Origin of the sequence: Methylobacterium sp. SyP6R, from assembly GCF_019216885.1 — a bacterium.
Classification (GTDB): domain Bacteria; phylum Pseudomonadota; class Alphaproteobacteria; order Rhizobiales; family Beijerinckiaceae; genus Methylobacterium.
In genome coordinates this window covers 1,542,096-1,561,402 of record NZ_JAAQRC020000001.1, presented here as the reverse complement: position 1 = coordinate 1,561,402, position 19,307 = coordinate 1,542,096, and the positions used below count along the sequence as shown (strand labels likewise).

At 70.7% G+C, this 19,307-nt stretch carries 15 protein-coding genes and 2 pseudogenes; 13 read left to right on the top strand and 4 right to left on the bottom strand.

Annotated features, from left to right (window positions below):
* Nucleotides 1-64: 64 nt before the first annotated feature.
* The 8 genes and pseudogenes from HBB12_RS07125 (at nucleotide 65) to HBB12_RS07095 (ending at nucleotide 8,253) form a co-directional block, all read left to right on the top strand.
* Nucleotides 65-1,090: an LLM class flavin-dependent oxidoreductase gene (locus HBB12_RS07125; protein WP_236988701.1), complete on the top strand. Its 1,026-nt coding sequence runs from the start codon at nucleotides 65-67 to the stop codon at nucleotides 1,088-1,090.
* Nucleotides 1,091-1,205: 115 nt separating this feature from the next.
* Nucleotides 1,206-2,342, top strand: a complete 1,137-nt coding sequence (locus HBB12_RS07120; RefSeq protein ID WP_236992689.1) for a metallophosphoesterase — start codon at nucleotides 1,206-1,208, stop codon at nucleotides 2,340-2,342.
* A gap of 154 nt (nucleotides 2,343-2,496) precedes the next feature.
* Nucleotides 2,497-3,252, top strand: a complete 756-nt coding sequence (locus tag HBB12_RS07115) for an SDR family NAD(P)-dependent oxidoreductase (protein ID WP_236988700.1) — start codon at nucleotides 2,497-2,499, stop codon at nucleotides 3,250-3,252.
* Nucleotides 3,253-3,549: 297 nt separating this feature from the next.
* Nucleotides 3,550-4,677, top strand: a pseudogene (locus HBB12_RS34385) (matrixin family metalloprotease); the annotation flags it as partial.
* Between the two features lie 150 nt (nucleotides 4,678-4,827).
* A pseudogene (locus HBB12_RS34380) lies at nucleotides 4,828-5,469 on the top strand (Hint domain-containing protein); the annotation flags it as partial.
* A gap of 25 nt (nucleotides 5,470-5,494) precedes the next feature.
* Nucleotides 5,495-6,388 carry a class I SAM-dependent methyltransferase gene (locus tag HBB12_RS07105; protein WP_236988698.1) on the top strand — a complete coding sequence of 298 codons (894 nt, stop codon included), beginning with the start codon at nucleotides 5,495-5,497 and terminating at the stop codon, nucleotides 6,386-6,388.
* A 102-nt stretch (nucleotides 6,389-6,490) separates the two neighbouring features.
* A complete protein-coding gene (locus HBB12_RS07100; RefSeq protein WP_236988697.1) occupies nucleotides 6,491-6,766 on the top strand; it encodes a hypothetical protein in 276 nt (91 codons plus the stop codon).
* Between the two features lie 140 nt (nucleotides 6,767-6,906).
* Nucleotides 6,907-8,253, top strand: a complete 1,347-nt coding sequence (locus HBB12_RS07095) for a leucine-rich repeat-containing protein kinase family protein (RefSeq protein WP_236988696.1) — start codon at nucleotides 6,907-6,909, stop codon at nucleotides 8,251-8,253.
* A gap of 18 nt (nucleotides 8,254-8,271) precedes the next feature.
* Here the strand turns inward: HBB12_RS07095 and HBB12_RS07090 are convergent, their stop codons facing one another.
* Nucleotides 8,272-9,186: a manganese catalase family protein gene (locus HBB12_RS07090; RefSeq protein ID WP_236988695.1), complete on the bottom strand. Its 915-nt coding sequence runs from the start codon at nucleotides 9,184-9,186 to the stop codon at nucleotides 8,272-8,274.
* A gap of 296 nt (nucleotides 9,187-9,482) precedes the next feature.
* Between HBB12_RS07090 and HBB12_RS07085 the strand changes: the two genes are divergently transcribed.
* On the top strand, nucleotides 9,483-9,968 hold the full coding sequence (locus tag HBB12_RS07085; RefSeq protein WP_236988694.1) for a hypothetical protein: 486 nt from the start codon (nucleotides 9,483-9,485) through the stop codon (nucleotides 9,966-9,968).
* A gap of 131 nt (nucleotides 9,969-10,099) precedes the next feature.
* A complete protein-coding gene (locus HBB12_RS07080) occupies nucleotides 10,100-13,984 on the top strand; it encodes a CHAT domain-containing protein (RefSeq protein ID WP_236988693.1) in 3,885 nt (1,294 codons plus the stop codon).
* Between the two features lie 7 nt (nucleotides 13,985-13,991).
* Here HBB12_RS07080 and HBB12_RS07075 read toward each other — a convergent pair whose 3' ends face one another.
* Nucleotides 13,992-15,416 carry an MFS transporter gene (locus HBB12_RS07075; RefSeq protein WP_442919345.1) on the bottom strand — a complete coding sequence of 475 codons (1,425 nt, stop codon included), beginning with the start codon at nucleotides 15,414-15,416 and terminating at the stop codon, nucleotides 13,992-13,994.
* A gap of 140 nt (nucleotides 15,417-15,556) precedes the next feature.
* Between HBB12_RS07075 and HBB12_RS07070 the strand changes: the two genes are divergently transcribed.
* Complete coding sequence (locus HBB12_RS07070) at nucleotides 15,557-16,147, top strand: ABC transporter ATP-binding protein (RefSeq protein WP_236988692.1); 591 nt, start codon at nucleotides 15,557-15,559, stop codon at nucleotides 16,145-16,147.
* A complete protein-coding gene (locus tag HBB12_RS07065) occupies nucleotides 16,144-16,929 on the top strand; it encodes an ABC transporter permease (RefSeq protein ID WP_236988691.1) in 786 nt (261 codons plus the stop codon). The genes HBB12_RS07070 and HBB12_RS07065 overlap by 4 nt, the downstream gene beginning before the upstream one ends.
* Before the next feature lie 6 nt (nucleotides 16,930-16,935).
* On the opposite strand, the gene HBB12_RS07060 is transcribed toward HBB12_RS07065, so the two are convergent.
* A complete protein-coding gene (locus tag HBB12_RS07060; RefSeq protein WP_236988690.1) occupies nucleotides 16,936-17,652 on the bottom strand; it encodes a cell wall hydrolase in 717 nt (238 codons plus the stop codon).
* Nucleotides 17,653-17,874: 222 nt separating this feature from the next.
* Nucleotides 17,875-18,120 carry a YjiS-like domain-containing protein gene (locus HBB12_RS07055; protein WP_236988689.1) on the bottom strand — a complete coding sequence of 82 codons (246 nt, stop codon included), beginning with the start codon at nucleotides 18,118-18,120 and terminating at the stop codon, nucleotides 17,875-17,877.
* 353 nt (nucleotides 18,121-18,473) lie between these two features.
* Between HBB12_RS07055 and HBB12_RS07050 the strand changes: the two genes are divergently transcribed.
* On the top strand, nucleotides 18,474-19,205 hold the full coding sequence (locus HBB12_RS07050; RefSeq protein ID WP_236988688.1) for an ArsR/SmtB family transcription factor: 732 nt from the start codon (nucleotides 18,474-18,476) through the stop codon (nucleotides 19,203-19,205).
* Nucleotides 19,206-19,307: the final 102 nt, after the last annotated feature.

Here is a 19,307-nt window from a genome sequence, read left to right as displayed (position 1 = left end):
TGCAAGCCCGTCCTTGCAGTTCCGCGCATTTCAAACCCGCCCCCGCGCGTCCATCTTGGCCTCCATGACACAGACCCTGCAATTCGGCCTCGACACGTTCGGGGATGTCACCGCCCGGAACGGTGAGCTCCTGCCTCACGGCCAGGTGATCCGCGACGTCGTCGCGCAAGGCATCCTGGCCGATGAAGTCGGCCTCGACTTCTTCGGCATCGGCGAGCACCACCGGGAGGACTTTTCCGTCTCCTCGCCCGAGATCGTCCTGGCGGCGATCGCGGCGCGCACCGAGCGCATCCGCCTCGGCTCGGCCGTGACGGTGCTCAGCTCGGACGATCCGGTCCGGGTCTACCAGCGCTTCTCGACCCTGCAGGGGCTGTCGCACGGCCGCGCCGAGGTGATCCTCGGCCGCGGCTCGTTCACCGAATCGTTCCCGCTCTTCGGCTACCCCCTCGACCAGTACGAGACCCTGTTCGAGGAGAAGCTGGAGCTGTTCGCCGCGCTTCTCGCCGGCGGGAAGGTGACCTGGCAGGGCACCACCCGGGCGCCGCTCGACAACCAGTCGGTCTTCCCGACCCCGGAGACGCCGCCTACCACCTGGATCGGCGTCGGCGGCAGCCCGAACTCGGTGGTGCGGGCGGTCCATCACGACCTGCCCTTGATGCTCGCCATCATCGGCGGCGAGCCGCAGCGCTTCCGGCCTTACGTCGATCTCTACCAGCGGGCCTGCGCCCAGCTCGGCCGGACGGTGCGGCCGATCGGCGTCCATTCCCCGGGCTATGTCGGCGAGACCGACGCGGGCGCACGGGAGGAGTTCTTCGCCGATTACAAGCGCATGCGCGACCGCATCGGCGCCGAGCGCGGCTGGCCGCCGATGACGCGCCAGGAATTCGACCGCGAGGCCGATCACGGCTCGCTCTACATCGGCGGGCCGGAGACGGTGGCGCGGAAGATCGCCGCGACGGTGAAGGGGCTCGGCCTCGGCCGGTTCCAGCTCAAGTACAGCGCCGGCCCGCTGCCGCACGAGCGGCTGATGCGCTCGATCGAGCTCTACGGCACCAAGGTGGCGCCGATGGTGCGGGAGATGCTGGGATAGTTTTTCGGGGTCGCGGGGCGGGGCGGGCGTCGGCACGTGTCCCATGGCACGTGCCAAGGCTCACGTGTCATGGGACACGTGGGCATCCGGCGCGACGGACGACAGGAGACCCGCCATCTTCCACCTCATCTTCGCGGCGCCGTGCGCTTACGTGATCGCCCGCTGGCTGACGCCCCTCGGGCTGCCGCTTCCCGCCAAGGGCGTCATCGCCCTGCTGCTGCTCCTCGCCTCGCAGTTCCACCTCTGGAACCGGCTCTCCTCCGGCTCGGTCTTCGCGCCCGAATTCCCCCGCGGGATCGTGCTGCTCTTCAACTGGGCCTTCGGGGCGATCCTGCTGCTCGCCGTGCTCCAGATCGCGCTCGATCTCGGCGCCCTGGCGGTCGCAGCGTTGCACCGGAGCTTCGTGGCCATCCCGGACGGGGTGCGGTTCGGGGCGGCCGGGCTCGCAGGCCTGCTGGCCGCAATCGGCGTCGCCCAGGCCGTGCGGGTGCCGCCGGTCCGGGACGTCGAGGTGGCGATCCCCGGCCTGGCGCCCGCCTTCGACGGTTACCGGCTGCTCCAGCTCACCGACCTGCATCTCGGCCGCCTCTTCCCGGCCCCCTGGGCCCGGGCCGTGGCGGCACGCGCCAACGGGGCGGGCGCCGACCTGATCGTGGTCACCGGCGACTTCATCGACGGCTCGGTGGCGATGCGCCGCGACGACGTGGCGCCGCTCGCCGGCCTGCGGGCGCCGGACGGGACTTTCGCGATCCCCGGCAACCACGAATACTTCTTCGATTACCCGGCCTGGATGCGCCACCTCGCCGGCCTCGGTCTCACGATGCTGCCGAACGCCCATACCGTGCTGACCCGCGGCGAGGCCCGCCTGGTGCTCGCCGGCGTCACCGATTCCTCGGCCCCCACCGCCGGCGAGGCCGGCCCCGACCTCGCGGCGGCGCTCGAGGGCGCTCCCCCCGGCGCGCCGATCCTGCTCCTCGACCACCAGCCGCGGGCCGCGAAGCGGGCGGCGGCCCGGGGCGTCGCGCTCCAGCTCTCCGGCCACACCCATGGCGGCATGATCCTCGGCCTCGACCGGCTGGTGGCGCGGGGCAACAACGGCTTCGTGTCGGGCCGCTACGAGGTCGCCGGCATGGTTCTCTACGTCGGCAACGGCACCGGGATCTGGCCGGGCTTCGCCCTCCGGCTCGGCCGGCCCTCCGAGATGACCCGTTTCACCCTGCGGGCCGCGCCCCGGGCCGACGACCGGGGCTGAGCGCCGGCGAAACGGAGCGTCCGGCCGGCCCCGGCCTGCTCCCGCGGAACCGGTGCGGGCGGCGCGCGGTTCCCGCACGGCCCGGGCCCCCCGTCCGGGCTCACCCGGATGCCAGCATGCGCCGTTCCCAAGCCCCCCGTGAGCGATGCTCCGCATGACGAGCGCGGTCGTCGTCGGCGCCTCGGGCGGGATCGGCCGCGCCCTCGTCGCGGCGCTCGCCGCGGGCGGGGCGCACGAAACCGTGTTCGCCCTGTCGCGCTCGGCCGCGCCGCACCCCGGTCTCGTGCAGCCCAGTCTCGTGCAGCCCAGTCTCGTGCAGCCCTTGCCCGTCAAATCCCTGCCCGTCGACGTCACGGACGAGGAGTCCATCGCGGCGGCGGCGCAGGCCATCGAGGCGGCCGGGCCGGTGGGGCTCGTCCTCGTCGCCAGCGGCATCCTGCACGGGCCGGGCGTCTCGCCCGAGAAGGCGCTCAAGGCCCTGGACCCGGCCGCGATGGCCGCCGTGATGGCCGTCAACGCGATCGGTCCGGCCCTGGTGGCCAAGCACCTCCTCCCCCTGATGCCGCGCCGCGGGCGGAGCGTCTTCGCCGCCCTCTCGGCCCGGGTCGGCTCGATCGGCGACAACCGCCTGGGGGGATGGTACGCCTACCGGGCCTCGAAGGCGGCGCTGAACCAGGTCCTGCGCACGCTGGCGGTCGAGACCGCGCGCACTCATCCGGAGCTGATCGTGGCGGGGCTTCATCCCGGCACCGTGCAGACGGCCCTGTCGCGGCCGTTCCGCCCCGATCCGGGGCCCGGCCTGTTCCCGCCGCAGGAGAGCGCGGCCCATCTCCTGCGCGTCCTGGACGGGCTGCGGAGCCGGGATTCCGGGGGCGTGTTCGCCTGGGACGGGCAGCCGATCCCGCCCTGATTCCTGCCGTTCCCCACCGGGCGCGTCGCGCGGAGCGCCCGTGGCCGCGCGGCCGAGGCCGGTGCCTGTGGCGGGCGGACCACATGCAGGATCCGATTGCGCGAAACCCCGGGGCCTGAGACCGAAACGCCGGTTTTTGAGACGCGCGCCCTCAACGATTTTTTCGGCCGTGTGATAGCAGAAATGAAATGGAAGCCAGAGTACGGCTTCCGGCGACACAGCGGATCACGCGCTTCGCTGCAATGCACACATCGATCTAAGCCGATCTAAGCCGAAAAGTCCAAGAGGGGGCAAGTGATGGCGAACGCCACGGGGATGACGCGGGAGCAGGAAGTCACGTACCTGTCGGGCGTCAATGCGGACGGGACCCTCGCAAATCCCTCCTTTGCGACGTATGACGGCAAAACCCCGGATAATTACGGGACATCGTCGAGCTCGATCCACTGGGGCCCGAACAACGCAGCCGGGACGGCCGGCGGCACCCTGACTTACGCCTTCGATCCGGATTCCAAGTGGACCCCGGTCGAGCAGGCCGCCCTGGCCTCCAGCCTGGACATGTGGTCCGCCGTCGCGAACATCTCCTTCAAGCTGACGACCTCGGGCGACAACGCCAATATCGGGTTCATGCGGAACAACAAAGGCGACGCCTTAGAGTACCATAATTCTACGCCGCACCCGGTCGGCAGCAGCGTGATCACCCCGCCCTCCGACGGCAATGCTCTGATCTCGCTGGATACCGGCGAGGTCGAGCCGGCGACCTCCAAGCACGGATTTCTCAACGATTTCACGAACGGCGGTAGCGGCTACGGCGCCATGACGGCGGTGCACGAGGCGGGGCACGCGCTCGGGCTCGGCCATGGCGGTCCCTATAACGGGGAGAAGGTCCCCAGCCAGCAATTGGGGCCTTACGACAACAGGATCTCGACGATCATGTCGTACTTCAACCCAGGCCAAGAGCTGGCGTACCAGAGCCCCATCACCGGGACCAACTGGAGGACCACGGACGGGGTCGATCATGTTCCGACTACCTGGATGCCGGTCGATATCGACGCGATCCAGCGCCTCTACGGTGCCCAGACCAGCGGCCCGCTGAACCAGGCCCAGACCTTCGGCTACAACACCACGATCACCGGCAGCCTGAAGCCGTATTTCGACTTCACCGTCAACACCAAGCCGGTCCTGACCCTCTACGACACCGCCGCGAGCGGCAACGCCCTCGACCTCTCGCAGAGCAGCGACACCGCGATCGTCAACCTCAATGCCGGCACCTACAGCAGTGCCTTCGGGATGACCAACAACATCGCGATCTACGACAAGACCTACATCCAGCGGCTCGTCTGCGGCTCGGGCAACGACGTCTGCACGGTCAACCTGGCCAAGGACAACACGATCGACGGCGGGGCCGGCACCAACACCGCGGTCTTCTCCGGCAACCGGGCCGACTACACCATCGCCCAGGCGAACGGCGCAACGATCGTCACGCGCACGCTGAGCGCGAACCTCGCCGCGCGGCCGACCGGGGTCACCGACACCCTGACCAACTTCCAGGCCCTGCGCTTCGACGACCAGGCCGTCGCCGTCTGCTTCACGACGGGCACCCGCCTGCGCACCGCGCGCGGCGAGGTGGCGGTCGAGGATCTGCGGGTCGGCGACCGGGCGGCGACCGCCTCCGGCGCCCTGCGGCCCGTCACCTGGATCGGGCATCGCGACCTCGACGGACGCGGCCGGCCCCTGCCGGCATCCCAGCAGCCGGTCCGCATCCGCGCCGGTGCCTTCGGGCCGGGGCTGCCGGCCCGGGATCTCCGCCTCTCTCCCGGCCATCCGGTCCTCGTCGGCGCCGGTACGGACGGTGCGGGCGGCCACCTCGTGCCGGTCATGTGCCTCATCAACGGCACCAGCATCCTGCGCGAGCCGGCAGCGTCGGTGACCTACTGGCACGTCGAGCTCGACGCCCACGACATCCTGCTCGCCGAGGGTCTTGCCGCCGAGAGCTACCTCGACTGGGGCGACCGCCCGTTCTTCACCGAAGCCTCCGACCACGCGCTCCACAACCCCGACTTCGTCGTGCCGGGTCTCGCCGCCCGCTGCCGGCCGGTGGCGGTCGACGGTCCGGTGGTCGAGGCCGAGCGGGCGCGCCTGTCCGGCGTGTTCGCCGAAAGCCTCGGCGCCGCTTGCGCCTGGGACGCGGCCGGGTGCTTCGACTGGCTCGCCGCGTGAGGGCGATCGTGCGACAAGCCGGGTCATGAGACCCGGCTCCCTCTCCCTCGACGCCTTCCTGGCCCGCCGCGCCGCCGACCGGCGGCTGGCGCGGCTGACCCACGACATGACGCTGCCGGAGGCGCGCGGGCTGGAATTCGGGCCCGGGGACAACCCCGTCCCCCTGCCCGCGGGCGTGCAGGTCGCTTATGTCGACCACGCCCTCGACGCGAGCGCCGGGCTGCCCGGCGCCGCGCCGATCGACCATGCCTGGGCGGGATCCGGCTCCCTCGCGGCGATCGTCGGGCCGGAGCCCTACGACGTCGCCATCGCCGCGCAGGTGGCCCAATACGTGCCGAACCTCCTCGGCTGGCTCAAGGGCATCCACGGGGTGCTGCGGGCCGGGGGCGTGCTCAACCTGTCGCTGCCGGACAAGCGCTTCATGTTCGACGCCGCGCGGCCGGTGAGCACCCTGGCCGAGCTGGTCGAGGCGGACCTCGTCGGCTTGACGCGGCCGAGCCCGCGCCAGGTCTTCGCCCATGCGAGCGAGGCGCGGGCGGTGGCGCCGGCGCAGATCTGGGCCGGCGAGGACCCGGCGGCCGCGCCGCGCCTCGCCGGCGGCACGGCCCTGGCGCACGCCCATGCGGAGGCCTCCGCGGCGCTCGCCGAAAACCGTTACGTGCCGTGCCATTGCTGGGTGTTCACCCCGGAGGCGTTCCTGGACCTGGTGGCGGGAGCGACGCGGCTCGGGCTGTTCCCGTTCGTGCTGAACCGGATCGGCGCGACGGAGGTGGGCGGGTTCGAGTTCTACGTCTCGATGCGGCGCGACGGGGAAGAGGAGCCCGGCGCCTTACGCCGGCTGCAGGAGGGGGCGATCGACCATCTCGGCCGCGTCCTGGCGCAGCAGCGCCGGACCGCGACGCTGCTGGCCGGCGGTTGACGGTCCGGGCGGCGGGTGCCGAAAGGCCGCGCCGCCCGCGCCGGAACCCCGGCCGGCCGGTTGCCGTTCCCAGGCTCTCGCCCCTCAACCAGGAGGCCTTCCATGCGTGCTCTCACGGTCCGGGTCTCCGTCGCGGCCGCCCTCGTCCTCGGGACGGCGGGCGCGGCGCTCGCCCGCAACGGCGGCGATGCCGGCAGCGGGCTCTCGCCCTACGCGGCGCTCAGCGGCAACGACCGCTCGGCCGGCGTCAACAACGGAAATTACCGGCAGCCGCGCTACGACCCCTACCTGCGCACCTACGGCCGCCCACCGGCCGGCTATGGCTATGGCTACGACCGCCCGGCGCCCCCGCCCGGCTATTACGGCTATCCGTACTGAGGCCGCCGCGGGACCCTTGCGCCGCCCCCTTGATCCGGCCGCCTTTCCCGGCGACCAGCACCCGGCGGCCCCGATGCGCCGCCGGGAGACGACCATGCCGACACACTTTCGCGCGGGCCCGCGGGCATGAACTCTTGGGCATGACCCTGCCGCCCGCGACGGCGGCACGCCTCGAAGCCCTGCGCCGGGGCGACCTCGCCGGAATCCGGGAGCTGCGGCTTCCCGGCGGGCCGGAGGGTCGCCTCTCCGAGATGCCGCCCGAGATCCTCGGTCTCGCCGACACGCTCGAACTGCTCGATCTCGGCCAGAACGACCTGACCGCGCTGCCTGCCGATCTCGGCCGCCTGCGCCGGCTCCGGGTGCTGTTCTGCTCCGGCAACCGCTTCGACCGGCTGCCGCCGGTGCTGGGCGATTGTACGGCTTTGAGCCAGGTGGGGTTTCGCGGCTCCGGCATCGCCGAGGTGCCGGCGGAATCCCTGTCCCCGGCTCTGCGCTGGCTCACCCTCACCGACAACCGCATCGCCGCCCTGCCCGCTTCCCTGGGCGACCGGCCGCTGCTGCAGAAGCTGATGCTGGCGGGCAACCGCCTGCGCGCCCTGCCGGAGAGCTTGAGGGACGCGCAGAACCTCGAACTCCTGCGCATCGCCGCCAACGGATTCGAGGCGCTGCCCGCCTGCCTCACCGCCCTGCCGCGCCTCGCCTGGCTGTCCTGGGCCGGCAACCCGTTCGAGGATCGGGCGGCGCCGTCCGCGGTGGCGGCGATACCGGTCGCCTGGCGCGATCTCACAATCGGCCCTCTCCTCGGCGAGGGCGCCTCCGGGCGGGTGATGCGGGCGGCATGGCGGCCAGAGGGAACCGGTGAGGCACGACCCGTCGCCCTCAAGCTGTTCAAGGGCGCGATGACCAGCGACGGCCTGCCGGAGCGCGAGATGGCGGCCTGCCTGGCGGCAGGCGCGCATCCGCACCTCACCGGCGGCCTCGGCCGCCTCGCCGACCATCCGGACGGGACGCAAGGGCTTTTGATGCCGCTCCTGCCGGAGGGCTGGCGGGTGCTCGCCGGGCCGCCGAGCCTGGAGAGCTGCAGCCGCGACGTCTACGAGCCCGGCCTCCGGCTCACGCAAGCGGCGTCCTTACGCCTCGCCCGCGGGGTGGCATCGGGCGCTGTCCACTTGCACGCCAGCGGCTTCGGCCACGGCGACCTCTATGCCCACAACGTCCTGTGGGACGGAACGCACGGCGAGGCAGTGCTGAGCGATCTCGGCGCGGCCTCCGCCCTGCCCTCGGGGCCCGAGGGCGAGGTCCTGCAACGGCTCGACGTGCGGGCCTTCGGGCTGCTCCTCGAGGAATTGCGGACCATCGCTCCCCTCGCCCACCCGGCCGCCGAGGCCCTGGCGCAGGCCTGCACCGGGGAGCCTGCTGCGCGCCCCGGCATGGCCGAGGTGCTGGGTGCCCTCGACGGGCTCATCAGGGAATCGGGGCCGGCCTGACCGGCCCCGATCCTCGTCTCAGCGGCTCTTCTTGTAGAGCTTGCTCGCGATCTCGAAGATCTCCTCCGGCTTGTAGTTCGGCGCGAAGGCGCCGTAATTGCCGTCGAGCTCCGGGATCTTGCCGCCCTCGGGCGCGCCGTCGACCACCTCCAGCTTGCCCGGCGGATCGCCCGGCAAGGCCACCTCGTCGTTCGACCACACCCCGGCGGCTTCCGGATAATCCGGCGAGTTGAAGCGGTAGAGCCGGCGGTGGCTGCCCTCCTGCAGGTATTTCTGGCATTCGGGGATGCGGTCGAGGTTGATGTTGGGCGTCGGCAGCATCTGCTCGATCGCCACCCCCGTGAGCTTCTTCAGCGCCAGCGCATAGGCGTGGGCGTGCACCGAGCCGCGCACCAGCAGGTAGCCGCAGACCTCGCGCCCGGTCGGGTCCTTCAGCGTCTCGTAGACCCTGAGCTTATGGATGCGCGCGCCGCATTCGAGGTGAAAGTTGTGCAGGAGGTCGATGATGATGTTCCCGGTCGTGGTGACCATGTCCATGTTCCACGACGCGGCGTTCGCGTTCATCGGCATCGCGCCGCCGCCGTTGCTGAGGAAGCTGCCGGCCAGCCGCACGTCCTGCATGTCGTGGAACGGCGCCTTCGACACGTCGACATCCGGCGTCGGGTCGCCGGGGCCGTTGTTGAGCATCGCCACGCCGGTCGAGACCAATTCGACATGGCCGAGCTCCTCCATGAAGATGCTGGAGACCAGGCTGTAGAACGGCCGCAGCTTGGACTTGTCGCGAAAATTGAAGCTCTGGAACATGTAGTTGCCGAGCGTCGACATCTCGCCGTACTTGCCGCCGAGCAGCTCCTGCAGGGCGGCGGCGGCATTCGGGTCGGGCCTCTTGGGCTGCGGCAGCTCGGCCTGCAGGCGATCGATCCTCATGAACATGGCACGGCCCCTTCTTCGGCGGGATACTCCCCCGGTCCATCCAGGATAGTCCCGGGGGGCATCGGTTCGAGCCATGATGGGTTCCCGTGTGCCCGAGCGTACGGGCGCATCGGTCGCAGGGGTGGATCGGGCACGGAAGGCTCGGCCTGGGGCATCCGCGCCGCATCGCGCGGTAAAGTACGGGGAGCCGTGGGAAGCGGAGCAATGGCGCTTGACCGCGAGGGGTCGGCAGGTCCCCCTTGGGGAATCGCCGCCCGGATCCCGGGTTTTCGGCGGATCCCGACGATACGGACCCGATGGCCACCCCGTTCGACACCGGCACCATCCTGAACCTGCTGCGCCGCGCGACCGAGACGGTGCGCGCCACGACTGCCCGCGCCGTCGCGGCCGAGGCCCGGGCCGACCGGCTCGGCCGCGAGGTCGGCGCCCTGCTCGGCCGGGTCGAGGAGGCGCTGCGGGCCTCCGCTGCCGAGGCCGCCGAGGCGAGACAGGCCGCCGCCGAGGCCCATGAGGCCGCCGCCGAGGCCCGACACGCCGCAGAGGAGGCGCAGGCCCAGGCCGGCGCGGCCGAGGCCAAGGTGTCCGCCGAGCGGGCACGGGTGCGCCGGCTGGAGGAGCGCCTGGCCGAGGTGATGGCCGACACCCGCGCCGCCCGCGAGACCGCCGCCGCCGCGGAAGCCCGCCGCGAGGCGGCGGAAGCCCGCCTGACCCGCATCCGCGCGGCGCTCATCGACGAGGCGGTGATGCCGCCCGAGACGGAGCGGCCGGCGGCCTTGCACTGACAGTCCATCCGCCCACTCCGGATCGTCTCCCTTAAGACGAAGGCTGCAGACCACCGCGTCCATCGCCCCTGGCGGTCGTCCTTCCCCCATGCGATCCTGGTTGAGTCGCACAGGGTGATGGGCGGTCGTCGATGGCGGTACTGTGGTGCAGGGACGGCCAGATCATCCTCGACGGCGCGCGCGAGGAGCGCCGCCCGTTCGAGGCCGCCGACGCGGATTTCCTCAATGACCAGAGTGCCGCCTATACCAGGGCGCTGACGCTTCCGAAGCCGGCCGGGACGCTTCTGGCGATCGGCAAGGCCCTGCACGATTGGCTCGACCGCAAGGATCTGCTGGCGCCGATCATCGGTGAGAGCGGGCCGGTCTCCCTCGACCTGGCGGTGGCGGTTCGGCCCGACGCGAAGGCCCGCGCCTTCGTGGCGGCACCCTGGGAACTCCTGACCGACGCGAGCGGCCTCCACCTCGCCTTCGACGCCACCCGCGCCTACAGCCCGGCCCGGCGCTTCGGCGCCCCCGGCACGCCGTGGGAACCGGCCCACCGCGACCTCTCGGTGCTGTTCATGGCGGCGGCGCCGGAGGGCGTGTCGGACCTCGATTACGAGCGCGAGGAGGCGCTGATCCTCGACGCGGTCGAGCGCCTGCCGGTGCAGCTCGCCGTGGAGGAGAGCGGCGCGCTCGGGCCCCTGGCCGACCGCCTCGCCCTGGAAGGCCCGTTCGAGGTGCTGCACCTCACCTGCCACGGCGACCTCGATGAAGGGCGCGGCGTGCTCGCCCTGGAGGACGACAAGGGCGGGCTCGACCCCGTCACCGCCGGTCGGCTCTGCGAGGCGATGGGGAGCCACCGGCCGCCGCTGGCCATGGTCTCGGCCTGCCGCAGCGCCGAGCAGGCCGGCGCCGCCGTGCCGCTGGCGCTTGCCCTGATGGAAGCCGGCCTGCCGCAAGTGATCGGCTGGGCCGGCTCGGTCTACGATTCCGATGCCATCGTGTTCGCCCGCGCGCTCTATGAAGCACTCGGCCGACGCGAGACCGTGCCGGCCGCCGCGGCAATCGCCCGGCGGGCGCTGGTCGAGGCGTTGCAACGGGACCCGGAGGGCACCGGGCGGCACTGGCACCTCGCCCGGGTCCATCTCGGGCCGCATGGCGGCGGGCCGCTCTGCGCCAACGGCCAGCCGCCGCGGCCGCGGCCGCTGGGCGACAAGCCGTTCCTCGACCGCAAGCAGCAGGTGCCGGTGGCGGCCCCCGCTCTCTATGTCGGGAGGCGGCGGGAGGCGCAGGCGGTCCTGCGGGCCTTCTCGGCGTTCGACGGGCCGGCCGGCGTGCTGGTGCGCGGCATGGGCCGGCTCGGCAAGTCGAGCCTCGCCGCCCGCATCGCCCGGCGCCGGCCCGACCTGCGCAGTGCCGTGGTGTTCGGCCGCTACGACGCCCGGGCGATCTTCGACGAACTGATCGAGGCCATCGATGCCCGCCACCGCGCCGCCCTGCGCACAGCCTGGCTCGACGAGATTGCCCGCGATCCGCAGGCCCTGAAGGACGCGATCGAGGCAATCCTGACCGGCCCGGCCGCCGCGCCCGACCGGGCCGCCGGCCACCAGCCGATCCTCCTCGTCATCGACGACCTCGAGCGCATCCTGGAGCCGCCGCGGCCCGGCGAGACCCGCACCCGCGTCAAGGCCGAGGCGCGGGCGCCGCTCAAGGCGGTGATCGAGGCCTTCGCGGCGGCCCGGACCCTGACCGAGTCCCGCCTGCTCCTCACCAGCCGCTACACGTTCAGCCTGCCCGCCTCCCGCGGCGATGTCGCCGACGACCTGCTCGACCTACAATTGCCGCCCCTGACCGAGGGCCAGCGTCGCAAGCTCGCCTGGGCCGAGTTGAGCCGCGGTGTTCTGGACGCCGAGGTGAGCGAGGACGCGGAGGTTTTGGCGGGGCGGGCGCGTGAGGCGGCGGCGGGCAATCCCGGCCTCCAAGCCCTCCTCACCCGGCCGATTCCGAGCGACCCGGGTAGGGCCGAGGCCGCCATTGCAGCCGTCGAGAGCTACCGAGGAAGCGGCGCAATGCCGGCGGGCGATGTCGGTCAGTTCTTCAACGAGTTGGCGCTGACCACCTATCGCGACGCCCTGACGGTGGAGGAGGCCCGCGCCATGCGGGCGGCCCGCGCCTTCACGCTGCCGGTGCCGCGGGCGGTGATGGAGACAGCAGCGGGTGTACTCGGGGTTCTGGCACCCCCGCCCGCGCTCAACCGTCTGAACGGTCTCGGCTGCCTCGACCTGTTCCGGGACGGCGAGACGACGAACTTCGCCGTCAACGCGCTGGCAGCCCCGCTCTTCGCGGAACCCGAGGCATGCGAATTAGCAGGAATCGCACGTGCCGTTGTTACAGCTCTGGTGCCAGCATGGAGAAATCGTGAAGGGCGGTTGCGCCGAGGACCAGAAGCTGTTGAACTTCTCCGCCTCGCGGAAGTAGCAGGCAACGTACCAGATATCCTTGTTGAAGCAGCAACGGCCGCTGCTGGATGGGCTTGGTTTCATCACCACGATGCCCACCGAGGATTCGCATTGGTTCAAAAAGCGATTGCAGAATCATCAAAATCAGACATTAATTATAAATTTCATATGCTCTTGATTGGCATCGAATGCGCTGACCGCCTTGGCGATGGAGCTACGCAAGATCTTCTTATTGAGCATGGGGCATGCCTTGACTCCGATCCAGACCATGCCGGCCGAGCCCGCTTCTTGACCCGATATGGCGATCGGCTGAAGCAAAAAGGGCAACTTGACGAAGCCAGGAGCGCATATCTACTTGCGGGCGCACAATTTGAGGAAATGGGAGATACACGGTCATATGCCGTGACACGAGGTCTAATAGCAGATATTTTATCAATACGTGGCGAGTGGGACGAAGCGCTACGTATCCGGCGGAAAGAAGAACTGCCAATATATGAAAAATTTGGCGATATGCGTTCTCGCGCTGTGGCGACTGCTCAAATCGCGGATATTTTTCTTGCGCGCGGAGATATAGACGAGGCGTTACGGCTTTATGAAGACGAAGTATTATCGATTTTTGTGAGCCTTGGGGATATACGTTCGCAAGTGGTGACTTGGGGAAGGATTGCAGATGTTATGTTCGAGCGCGGCAATCTTGCTAGATCACTACAAATTTATCAAACAAAACAATTGCCTGCCTTGAAAAATTTAGGCGACATTGTTGAGGTAGCAACGACTTTTGGTAAGATCGCCAATGTTATTTTCCTGCAGGGCGACTTAAACGAATCATTGCGAATTCGTCGAGAAGAGCAGTTACCAGTATACGAACGATTGGGACACGTACGCTTGCGTACTATGACAATCGGCCAGATCGCAGACGTACTGTCCATGCGTGGCGATCTAGACGAAGCGTTGCGGATTCGTTTGGAGGAAGAGCTACCAGTCTATGAGCAGCTAGGCGATGCACACTCACGCGCTGTGGCACTAGCGAATGTCGCCGAAGTGCTGCTGGAGAAAGGCAATCTCGATGGCGCTCTGCAAATCTATAATCAAGAGGTATTGCCAACCTTCGAACGTCTAGAAGATAGAGGTGAGTATGCCGTCACACTTGGCTGGGTCGTCAAGGTGCTGCTCCAGCTCGGACGGTTCGATGAAGGGTTGGACATTTGCCTAGAAAAGCAGCTCCCAATATATAAAGAATTGGGAGACATGACTGGAGTCTGTCATGTTTATCTGCATGCAGCAAAAATTCGAATTGCCAAGGGCATTTACAATCAAGCTTGCGCACAAATCGTGCTCGAAGACCTCAATGAAGCCTATCGCATAGCTGAGCATATAGGTCGAGCCGATGCAATCGCCGCAGTTGGCGAAGAGTTCGGAAAATTGCTGAGCCAGATCGGCGCGGCGACGGAAGCAGCGATTGTGCTCAGCCGCTCAGCCGGGGCCTACCGCAAGCTCGGCCACGACGCTCAGGCCGCCGAGATCGACGCCCTGATCGCCGCCCTCCCCCAACCCCCGGCCGAGCCCACCTCCTGACGCCCCCTCACCCCGCCTTCGACAACGGATCCGCGATACTCTCCAGCGACTTCCCCTCCGCGTCGACCCCGAGCTTCCACTCCGTCACCGCGGCGATCACCAGGAGCAGGGCCGCCCCCGCATACCCGCCGGCGAGCGCCCAATGCTGGCCGGATTCGATCAGGTGGGTGAAGAGCCACGGCGCCATCACGCCGCCGGCACCGGTGCCGAGCGCGTAGAACACCGCGATGGCGAGCGCCCGGGTCTCGAGCGGGAAGATCTCGCTCGCCGTCAGGTAGGCGGAGCTTGCAGCCGCCGAGGCGACGAAGAAGATCGCGATCCAGGCGAAGGTCTGGGTCCAGGCGGTGAACAGGTCGAGGCCGAACACCACCGCGGTCGCCATGAGCAGCACGCCGCTCAACGCGAAGGTCCCGGCGATCATCCGGCGCCGGCCGATCGTGTCGAAGAAGTGGCCGAGCAGCAGCGGCCCCAGGAAGTTGCCGATGGCGAGCGGCACCAGGAACACGCCGGCCTTGTTCTCCGGCACGCCGTAGAACTTCGCCAGAACCAGCCCGTAGGTGAAGAACACCGCGTTGAACAGGAAGGCCTGGGCGATCATCAGCACCAGGGCCAGGATGCTGCGGCCGCGGTGCTTGTGGACCATCGACGAAAAAATCTCGCCGAAGCCGAAGCTCTTTTTCGGATGCACCTCCAGGATACCCTCCGCCTTCGGGAGCTTTTGTCCCGTCTCGGCCTCGACCGTGCGCTCGATCTCCGCCACCGTGCGCTCGGCCTCGTCCTCGCGGCCATGGGTGACGAGCCAGCGCGGGCTCTCGGGCACGTAGCGGCGCAGAAAGAGGATGCCGAGGCCGAGCACGCCGCCGATGCCGAAGCCGAGGCGCCAGCCGAAATCCGGATCGAAGAGGTTGGGATCGAGGAGCAGCAGCGCGGCCCCCGCGCCGGCCGCGGCGCCGATCCAGAAGCTGCCATTGACGATGAGATCGACCCGGCCGCGATACTTGGCGGGGATCAGCTCGTCGATGGCCGAGTTGATCGCCGCGTATTCGCCGCCGATGCCGAGCCCGGTGACGAGGCGGAACAGCGCGAAGCTCCAGAAATCCCAAGCGAGCGCGCTGGCGATGACGCCGCCGACATAGATCATCAGCGTGGCGTAGAAGACGAGGCGGCGCCCGAACCGGTCGGTGAGCCAGCCGAAGACCAGGGCGCCGACCACCGCGCCGACGACGTAGAACGAGGCCGCGCCGCCGATCTGCTGGAGGGTGAGGCCGAGCGCCCGCTTGTCCTGGAGCACCGGGCCGATCGCCCCGACGATGGTGACTTCGAGCCCGTCGAGCACCCAGGTGATGCCGAGCGCGACGACGAGGAGCAGGTGGAAGCGGCTCCAAGGCAGCCGGTCCATCCGGGCCGGCACGTCGCTGCGCACCACGCCCATGCCGGCGTCCCGCGCTGGTCCCGCTGCTGCCGCCACGTCGCAACCTCCCGATTCATCCGTGGCAGGGAGAACAGCAGCGCGGCGGTTGCGTTCCGCCCCCTCCTCCCGCACACCGGACGGGAATTTCCCAGTCCCCGCCCATGCTCCGCATCGACGCCCTCCGCCGCGACCGTTTCGGGCCCTTCGACCTCGCGCTGGCGCCGGGCGAGGCCTGCGCGGTCACGGGGCCGTCGGGGGCGGGCAAGAGCGTCTTCCTGCGCATGATCGCCGATCTCGACCCGTCCGAGGGCCGGGCTCGCCTCGACGGGGTCGACCGGGAGGCGGTGCCGGCGCCGACCTGGCGGCGCTGGGTGACCTATCTCGCGGCGGAGGCCGGCTGGTGGGCCGAGACCGTGGCCGAGCATTTTTCCGCCGACGCCGCTGCCCGCCTCGCCCCCGAGCGGGAGGCCCTGCGCCTGCCGCCGGAGGTGTTCGGCTGGCCGGTGGCGCGGCTCTCCACCGGCGAGCGCCAGCGCCTCGCCCTCCTGCGGGCGCTCGCCGGTGGCCCCCGCGTGCTGCTCCTCGACGAGCCGACCGCCTCCCTCGATCCCGACAGCGTGCGGGGCGCCGAAGCCGTGATCGAGGGCCGCCGCGCCGCCGGGCTGATCGTCCTCCTCGTCTCGCACGATCCGGCCCAGGTGGCGCGCCTGACGACCCGACGGCTCGCGGTGGCGGGCGGGCGTCCCGCATGATCCCGTCACCCGGCCCGCTCGATCTCGCCCTCGGAGCGGGTTTCGTCCTCGCCCATGCCGGCCTGTCGGCGATGCTGGGCCTCGGGCTCGCCCGCACGATCCTGGTCGCGGCCTGCCGGCTCACGGCGCAGCTCACCCTGGTCGGGCTGGTGTTGCGCACGGTGTTCGGCCTCGGGGCGCCGGGGCCGGTGGTGGGAGTGGTCGCCGTGATGGCGCTCGCCGCGGCTTACGAGATCGGCGCCCGGCAGGAGCGGCCCCTGCGGGGGGCGTGGCGCTACGGGCTCGGCGGCCTCGTCACCGCGGGGGCGACCGTCATCGCCGTCGCGGTCGGCCTCGCGGCGTTGCGCCCGCAGCCCTGGTGGGACCCGCACGCGCTGATCCCGCTTTCCGGCATCGTGCTGGGCTCGGTGATGAGCGGGATCGCGATCGGGCTCAACGGCTTCACGGGCGCCGTGCGGCGCGAGCGGGCGGGGATCGAGGCGCGGCTGGCGCTCGGCGCCACCCGGGACGAGGCCCTGGCGCCGCTCGTGCGCAGCGCGATCCGGGCCGGGCTGATCCCGGTGCTCAACCAGATGGCGGCGGCGGGGCTGATCACCCTGCCGGGGATGATGACCGGCCAGATCCTCGCGGGCCAAGACCCGCAGGGCGCGGCCGCGTCACAGATCCTGATCCTGTTCCTGCTGGCGGGGGCGAGCGGCCTCGGGGTGACGGCCGCGGTCCTCGCGGCGTCGCGCCGGCTCACCGATGCGCGCCACCGCCTGCGGCTCGATCGGCTGGCGTAATACCGATCAGCCCGGGCTGCGGCCGGTCTCGGCGGCGGCGACGCGGCAGACGTTGCGGGCGGGCCCCAACTCGGCGAGCGGGGTCTGCTGGGTGTTGCGGGCGACCCGGACCGGGTGCGAGGTCCAGCGGGCGCTGCCGGCCGAGCCGGACTGGAGTTGGGCGAGCTGCGTCGCGGCGGCGGGGGCCCGGCGCGGGGTCGCGCCCTCGCGGTCGTACCACGGGCGCTTCTCGTAGAAGGCGTTGCCGCCGGCCAAAGCCACGTAGTGCATGTTGCGGTAGGAGAAGGTGTAGCCGGCGGTGTGGAAGAACATCGCGCCGCCGACCTTCTCGTGGCGCTCGCCGGCCAGGATCGCGTCGGCGACCTGCTGGGCCTTCTCGCGTTCCTTGTCGCGCATCGGCTTGTGCAGCACGCCGGCGGCGAACTGGCGCTTCTGGCCGACGACGCCGCAGATCGAGTTCGGGTAGGCCGGCGCCTCGAGCCGGTTCATCACCACGGTGCCGACCGCGAGCAGGCCTTCCTCGCTCGAGCGGTTGGACTCGAAATACATCGCGCGGGCGAGGCAGTCCCGGTCGGCGCTGGTGACGGCGGCGAGCTGCTTGCGGTCCGGAAGGCTTCCCGTCGTGTCGACCCCGGCGGGCATCAGGCTGCAGGCGCCGAGATGCGGCGCCGTGGCAAGAACCGCGAGGGCGGCGGTGATGGGGAAAGTCCGGTTCCGCGTCATGCAGGCCCCTGTCGTGCATTGCCGGGCACGGCCGATATGGCCGCGCTCGAGGTCAAGCTTGGGGCGGAATGTGGCGAAGACGGGGCACGGACACGGTTCGTAAACCAATCCTCGAACCGGGACGTCGGATCCAAGCGACGTGATGCAAACGGGAAACACCGCCGGCGCCCGGCCGGCGCTTTGTCCCACGGGCCTCGGCACGACGGCACGATGACGGCCCGATCATGGCCGGTCGAGGGCAGCGCGGCCGTGGCGAGGCGAGGCCGCGGGCCCGGTCTCGTCATGGCGCAGGGTACCCGGCAACGGTTTCGCAGGTCTTATCCGCGCGCCCGGATCGGCGGAGGACAGGGGCACGATGTCGAGGCCGGCCGGCGAGACCTCGCGCCGCAGGCCCATGTCGCGCAGCAACCGGTCGTCGAGCCCGGCCAACCGCGTGCGGTCGCGGCGCCGACGCAGGTGTCGCGCCAAGCCGCCTTCCCCGGGTGGGCCGCCTTCCCCGGGTGGGCCGCCTTCCCCGGGTGGGCCGTCCCCGGGGGCGCTCGCGCGGCCGAGGGCGAGGAGGCGGTGAATCAGCGACGGCATGGCGGGTCCTTCCGGTTGGGACTTGCCCATCGGACTCGCCCCTCGGACTTGCCGGTTGGGACTTGCCGGTTGGGACTTGCCGGTTGGGACTTGCCGATCCTCGCCCGCCCGCCGGGCGCGGTGCTTCGGCCCGGGCCGAAGAGTCCGGCGCCACGGTTCGTCCGCGACCGAAGCGTCCGGCCCCGCCGCGCGCTACAAGGGGCGATCCGCGAGGAGCCCGTCCGAGGAGCGAGCCCGCCATGGTGACCGTCGCCGCCTTCGCCCGCACCGCCGCCCTGCTGGGCGATCCCGCCCGGGCCGCCATGCTGTCGGTGCTGATGGACGGTCGCGCGCTCACCGCGGCGGAGCTCGCCCGCGCCGCCGGCGTCACGCCGCAGACCGCGAGCGGCCACCTCGCGCAGCTCGCCGAGGCCGGGCTGCTCACGGTCGCGCGCCAGGGCCGCCACCGCTACCATCGCCTTGCCTCCCCGGGCGTCGCCCGGATGCTGGAGGGCGTGATGGCGGTGGCCGGCGCCGCGACGCCGGCCCCGCCCTCGATCCGGCCTCCCGGTCCCCGGGACTCGGCCTTGCGCGAGGCCCGGACCTGCTACGACCACCTCGCCGGCCGCCTCGCCGTCGCGATGGCGGAGTCCCTGGCGGCGCGCGGCGCGGTCGAGCTCGGCGAGGATGGCGGCGCCCTCACGCCTTCGGGCGAGGTTTTTTTGCGAGACCTCGGGGTCGACCTCGACGCGGCCCGGGCGGCGGGTCGTCCCCGCCAGCGGGTGTTCTGCCGCCCCTGCCTCGACTGGAGCGAGCGCCGGCCCCACATCGCCGGCGCCCTCGGGGCCGCCCTGCTGACGACCTGCCTCGACCGGGGCTGGGTGCGCCGGAGCGAGGGCAGCCGCGCCGTCACGGTGACGCCGGGCGGGCAGGTCGCCCTGCGACAGGCCTTCGGCTACGGGCCGCGTTGCGCCTGCGACGATGCGGCCTGACCGCTCGCCGACGTCACGAGCGGGGGCTCCTCATCGTCGGGGCTCAAGGCCGGCGACGCCCTTGAAACGCCGGCAGCGTCCCTCCATCTGCCGGTCGCGCCT

Excerpts from the sequence above, each read along its gene's own strand:
- HBB12_RS07115 (WP_236988700.1), top strand. The coding sequence starts at position 2,497 with ATGACGAGCGCGGTCGTCGTCGGCGCCTCGGGCGGGATCGGCCGCGCC.
- HBB12_RS07050 (WP_236988688.1), top strand. The coding sequence starts at position 18,474 with ATGGTGACCGTCGCCGCCTTCGCCCGCACCGCCGCCCTGCTGGGCGAT.
- HBB12_RS07125 (WP_236988701.1), top strand. The coding sequence starts at position 65 with ATGACACAGACCCTGCAATTCGGCCTCGACACGTTCGGGGATGTCACC.
- HBB12_RS07065 (WP_236988691.1), top strand. The coding sequence starts at position 16,144 with ATGATCCCGTCACCCGGCCCGCTCGATCTCGCCCTCGGAGCGGGTTTC.
- HBB12_RS07090 (WP_236988695.1), bottom strand. The coding sequence starts at position 9,186 with ATGTTCATGAGGATCGATCGCCTGCAGGCCGAGCTGCCGCAGCCCAAG.
- HBB12_RS07080 (WP_236988693.1), top strand. The coding sequence starts at position 10,100 with ATGGCGGTACTGTGGTGCAGGGACGGCCAGATCATCCTCGACGGCGCG.
- HBB12_RS07085 (WP_236988694.1), top strand. The coding sequence starts at position 9,483 with ATGGCCACCCCGTTCGACACCGGCACCATCCTGAACCTGCTGCGCCGC.
- HBB12_RS07060 (WP_236988690.1), bottom strand. The coding sequence starts at position 17,652 with ATGACGCGGAACCGGACTTTCCCCATCACCGCCGCCCTCGCGGTTCTT.
- HBB12_RS07070 (WP_236988692.1), top strand. The coding sequence starts at position 15,557 with ATGCTCCGCATCGACGCCCTCCGCCGCGACCGTTTCGGGCCCTTCGAC.
- HBB12_RS07105 (WP_236988698.1), top strand. The coding sequence starts at position 5,495 with ATGAGACCCGGCTCCCTCTCCCTCGACGCCTTCCTGGCCCGCCGCGCC.
- HBB12_RS07095 (WP_236988696.1), top strand. The coding sequence starts at position 6,907 with ATGACCCTGCCGCCCGCGACGGCGGCACGCCTCGAAGCCCTGCGCCGG.
- HBB12_RS07100 (WP_236988697.1), top strand. The coding sequence starts at position 6,491 with ATGCGTGCTCTCACGGTCCGGGTCTCCGTCGCGGCCGCCCTCGTCCTC.
- HBB12_RS07075 (WP_442919345.1), bottom strand. The coding sequence starts at position 15,416 with ATGGGCGTGGTGCGCAGCGACGTGCCGGCCCGGATGGACCGGCTGCCT.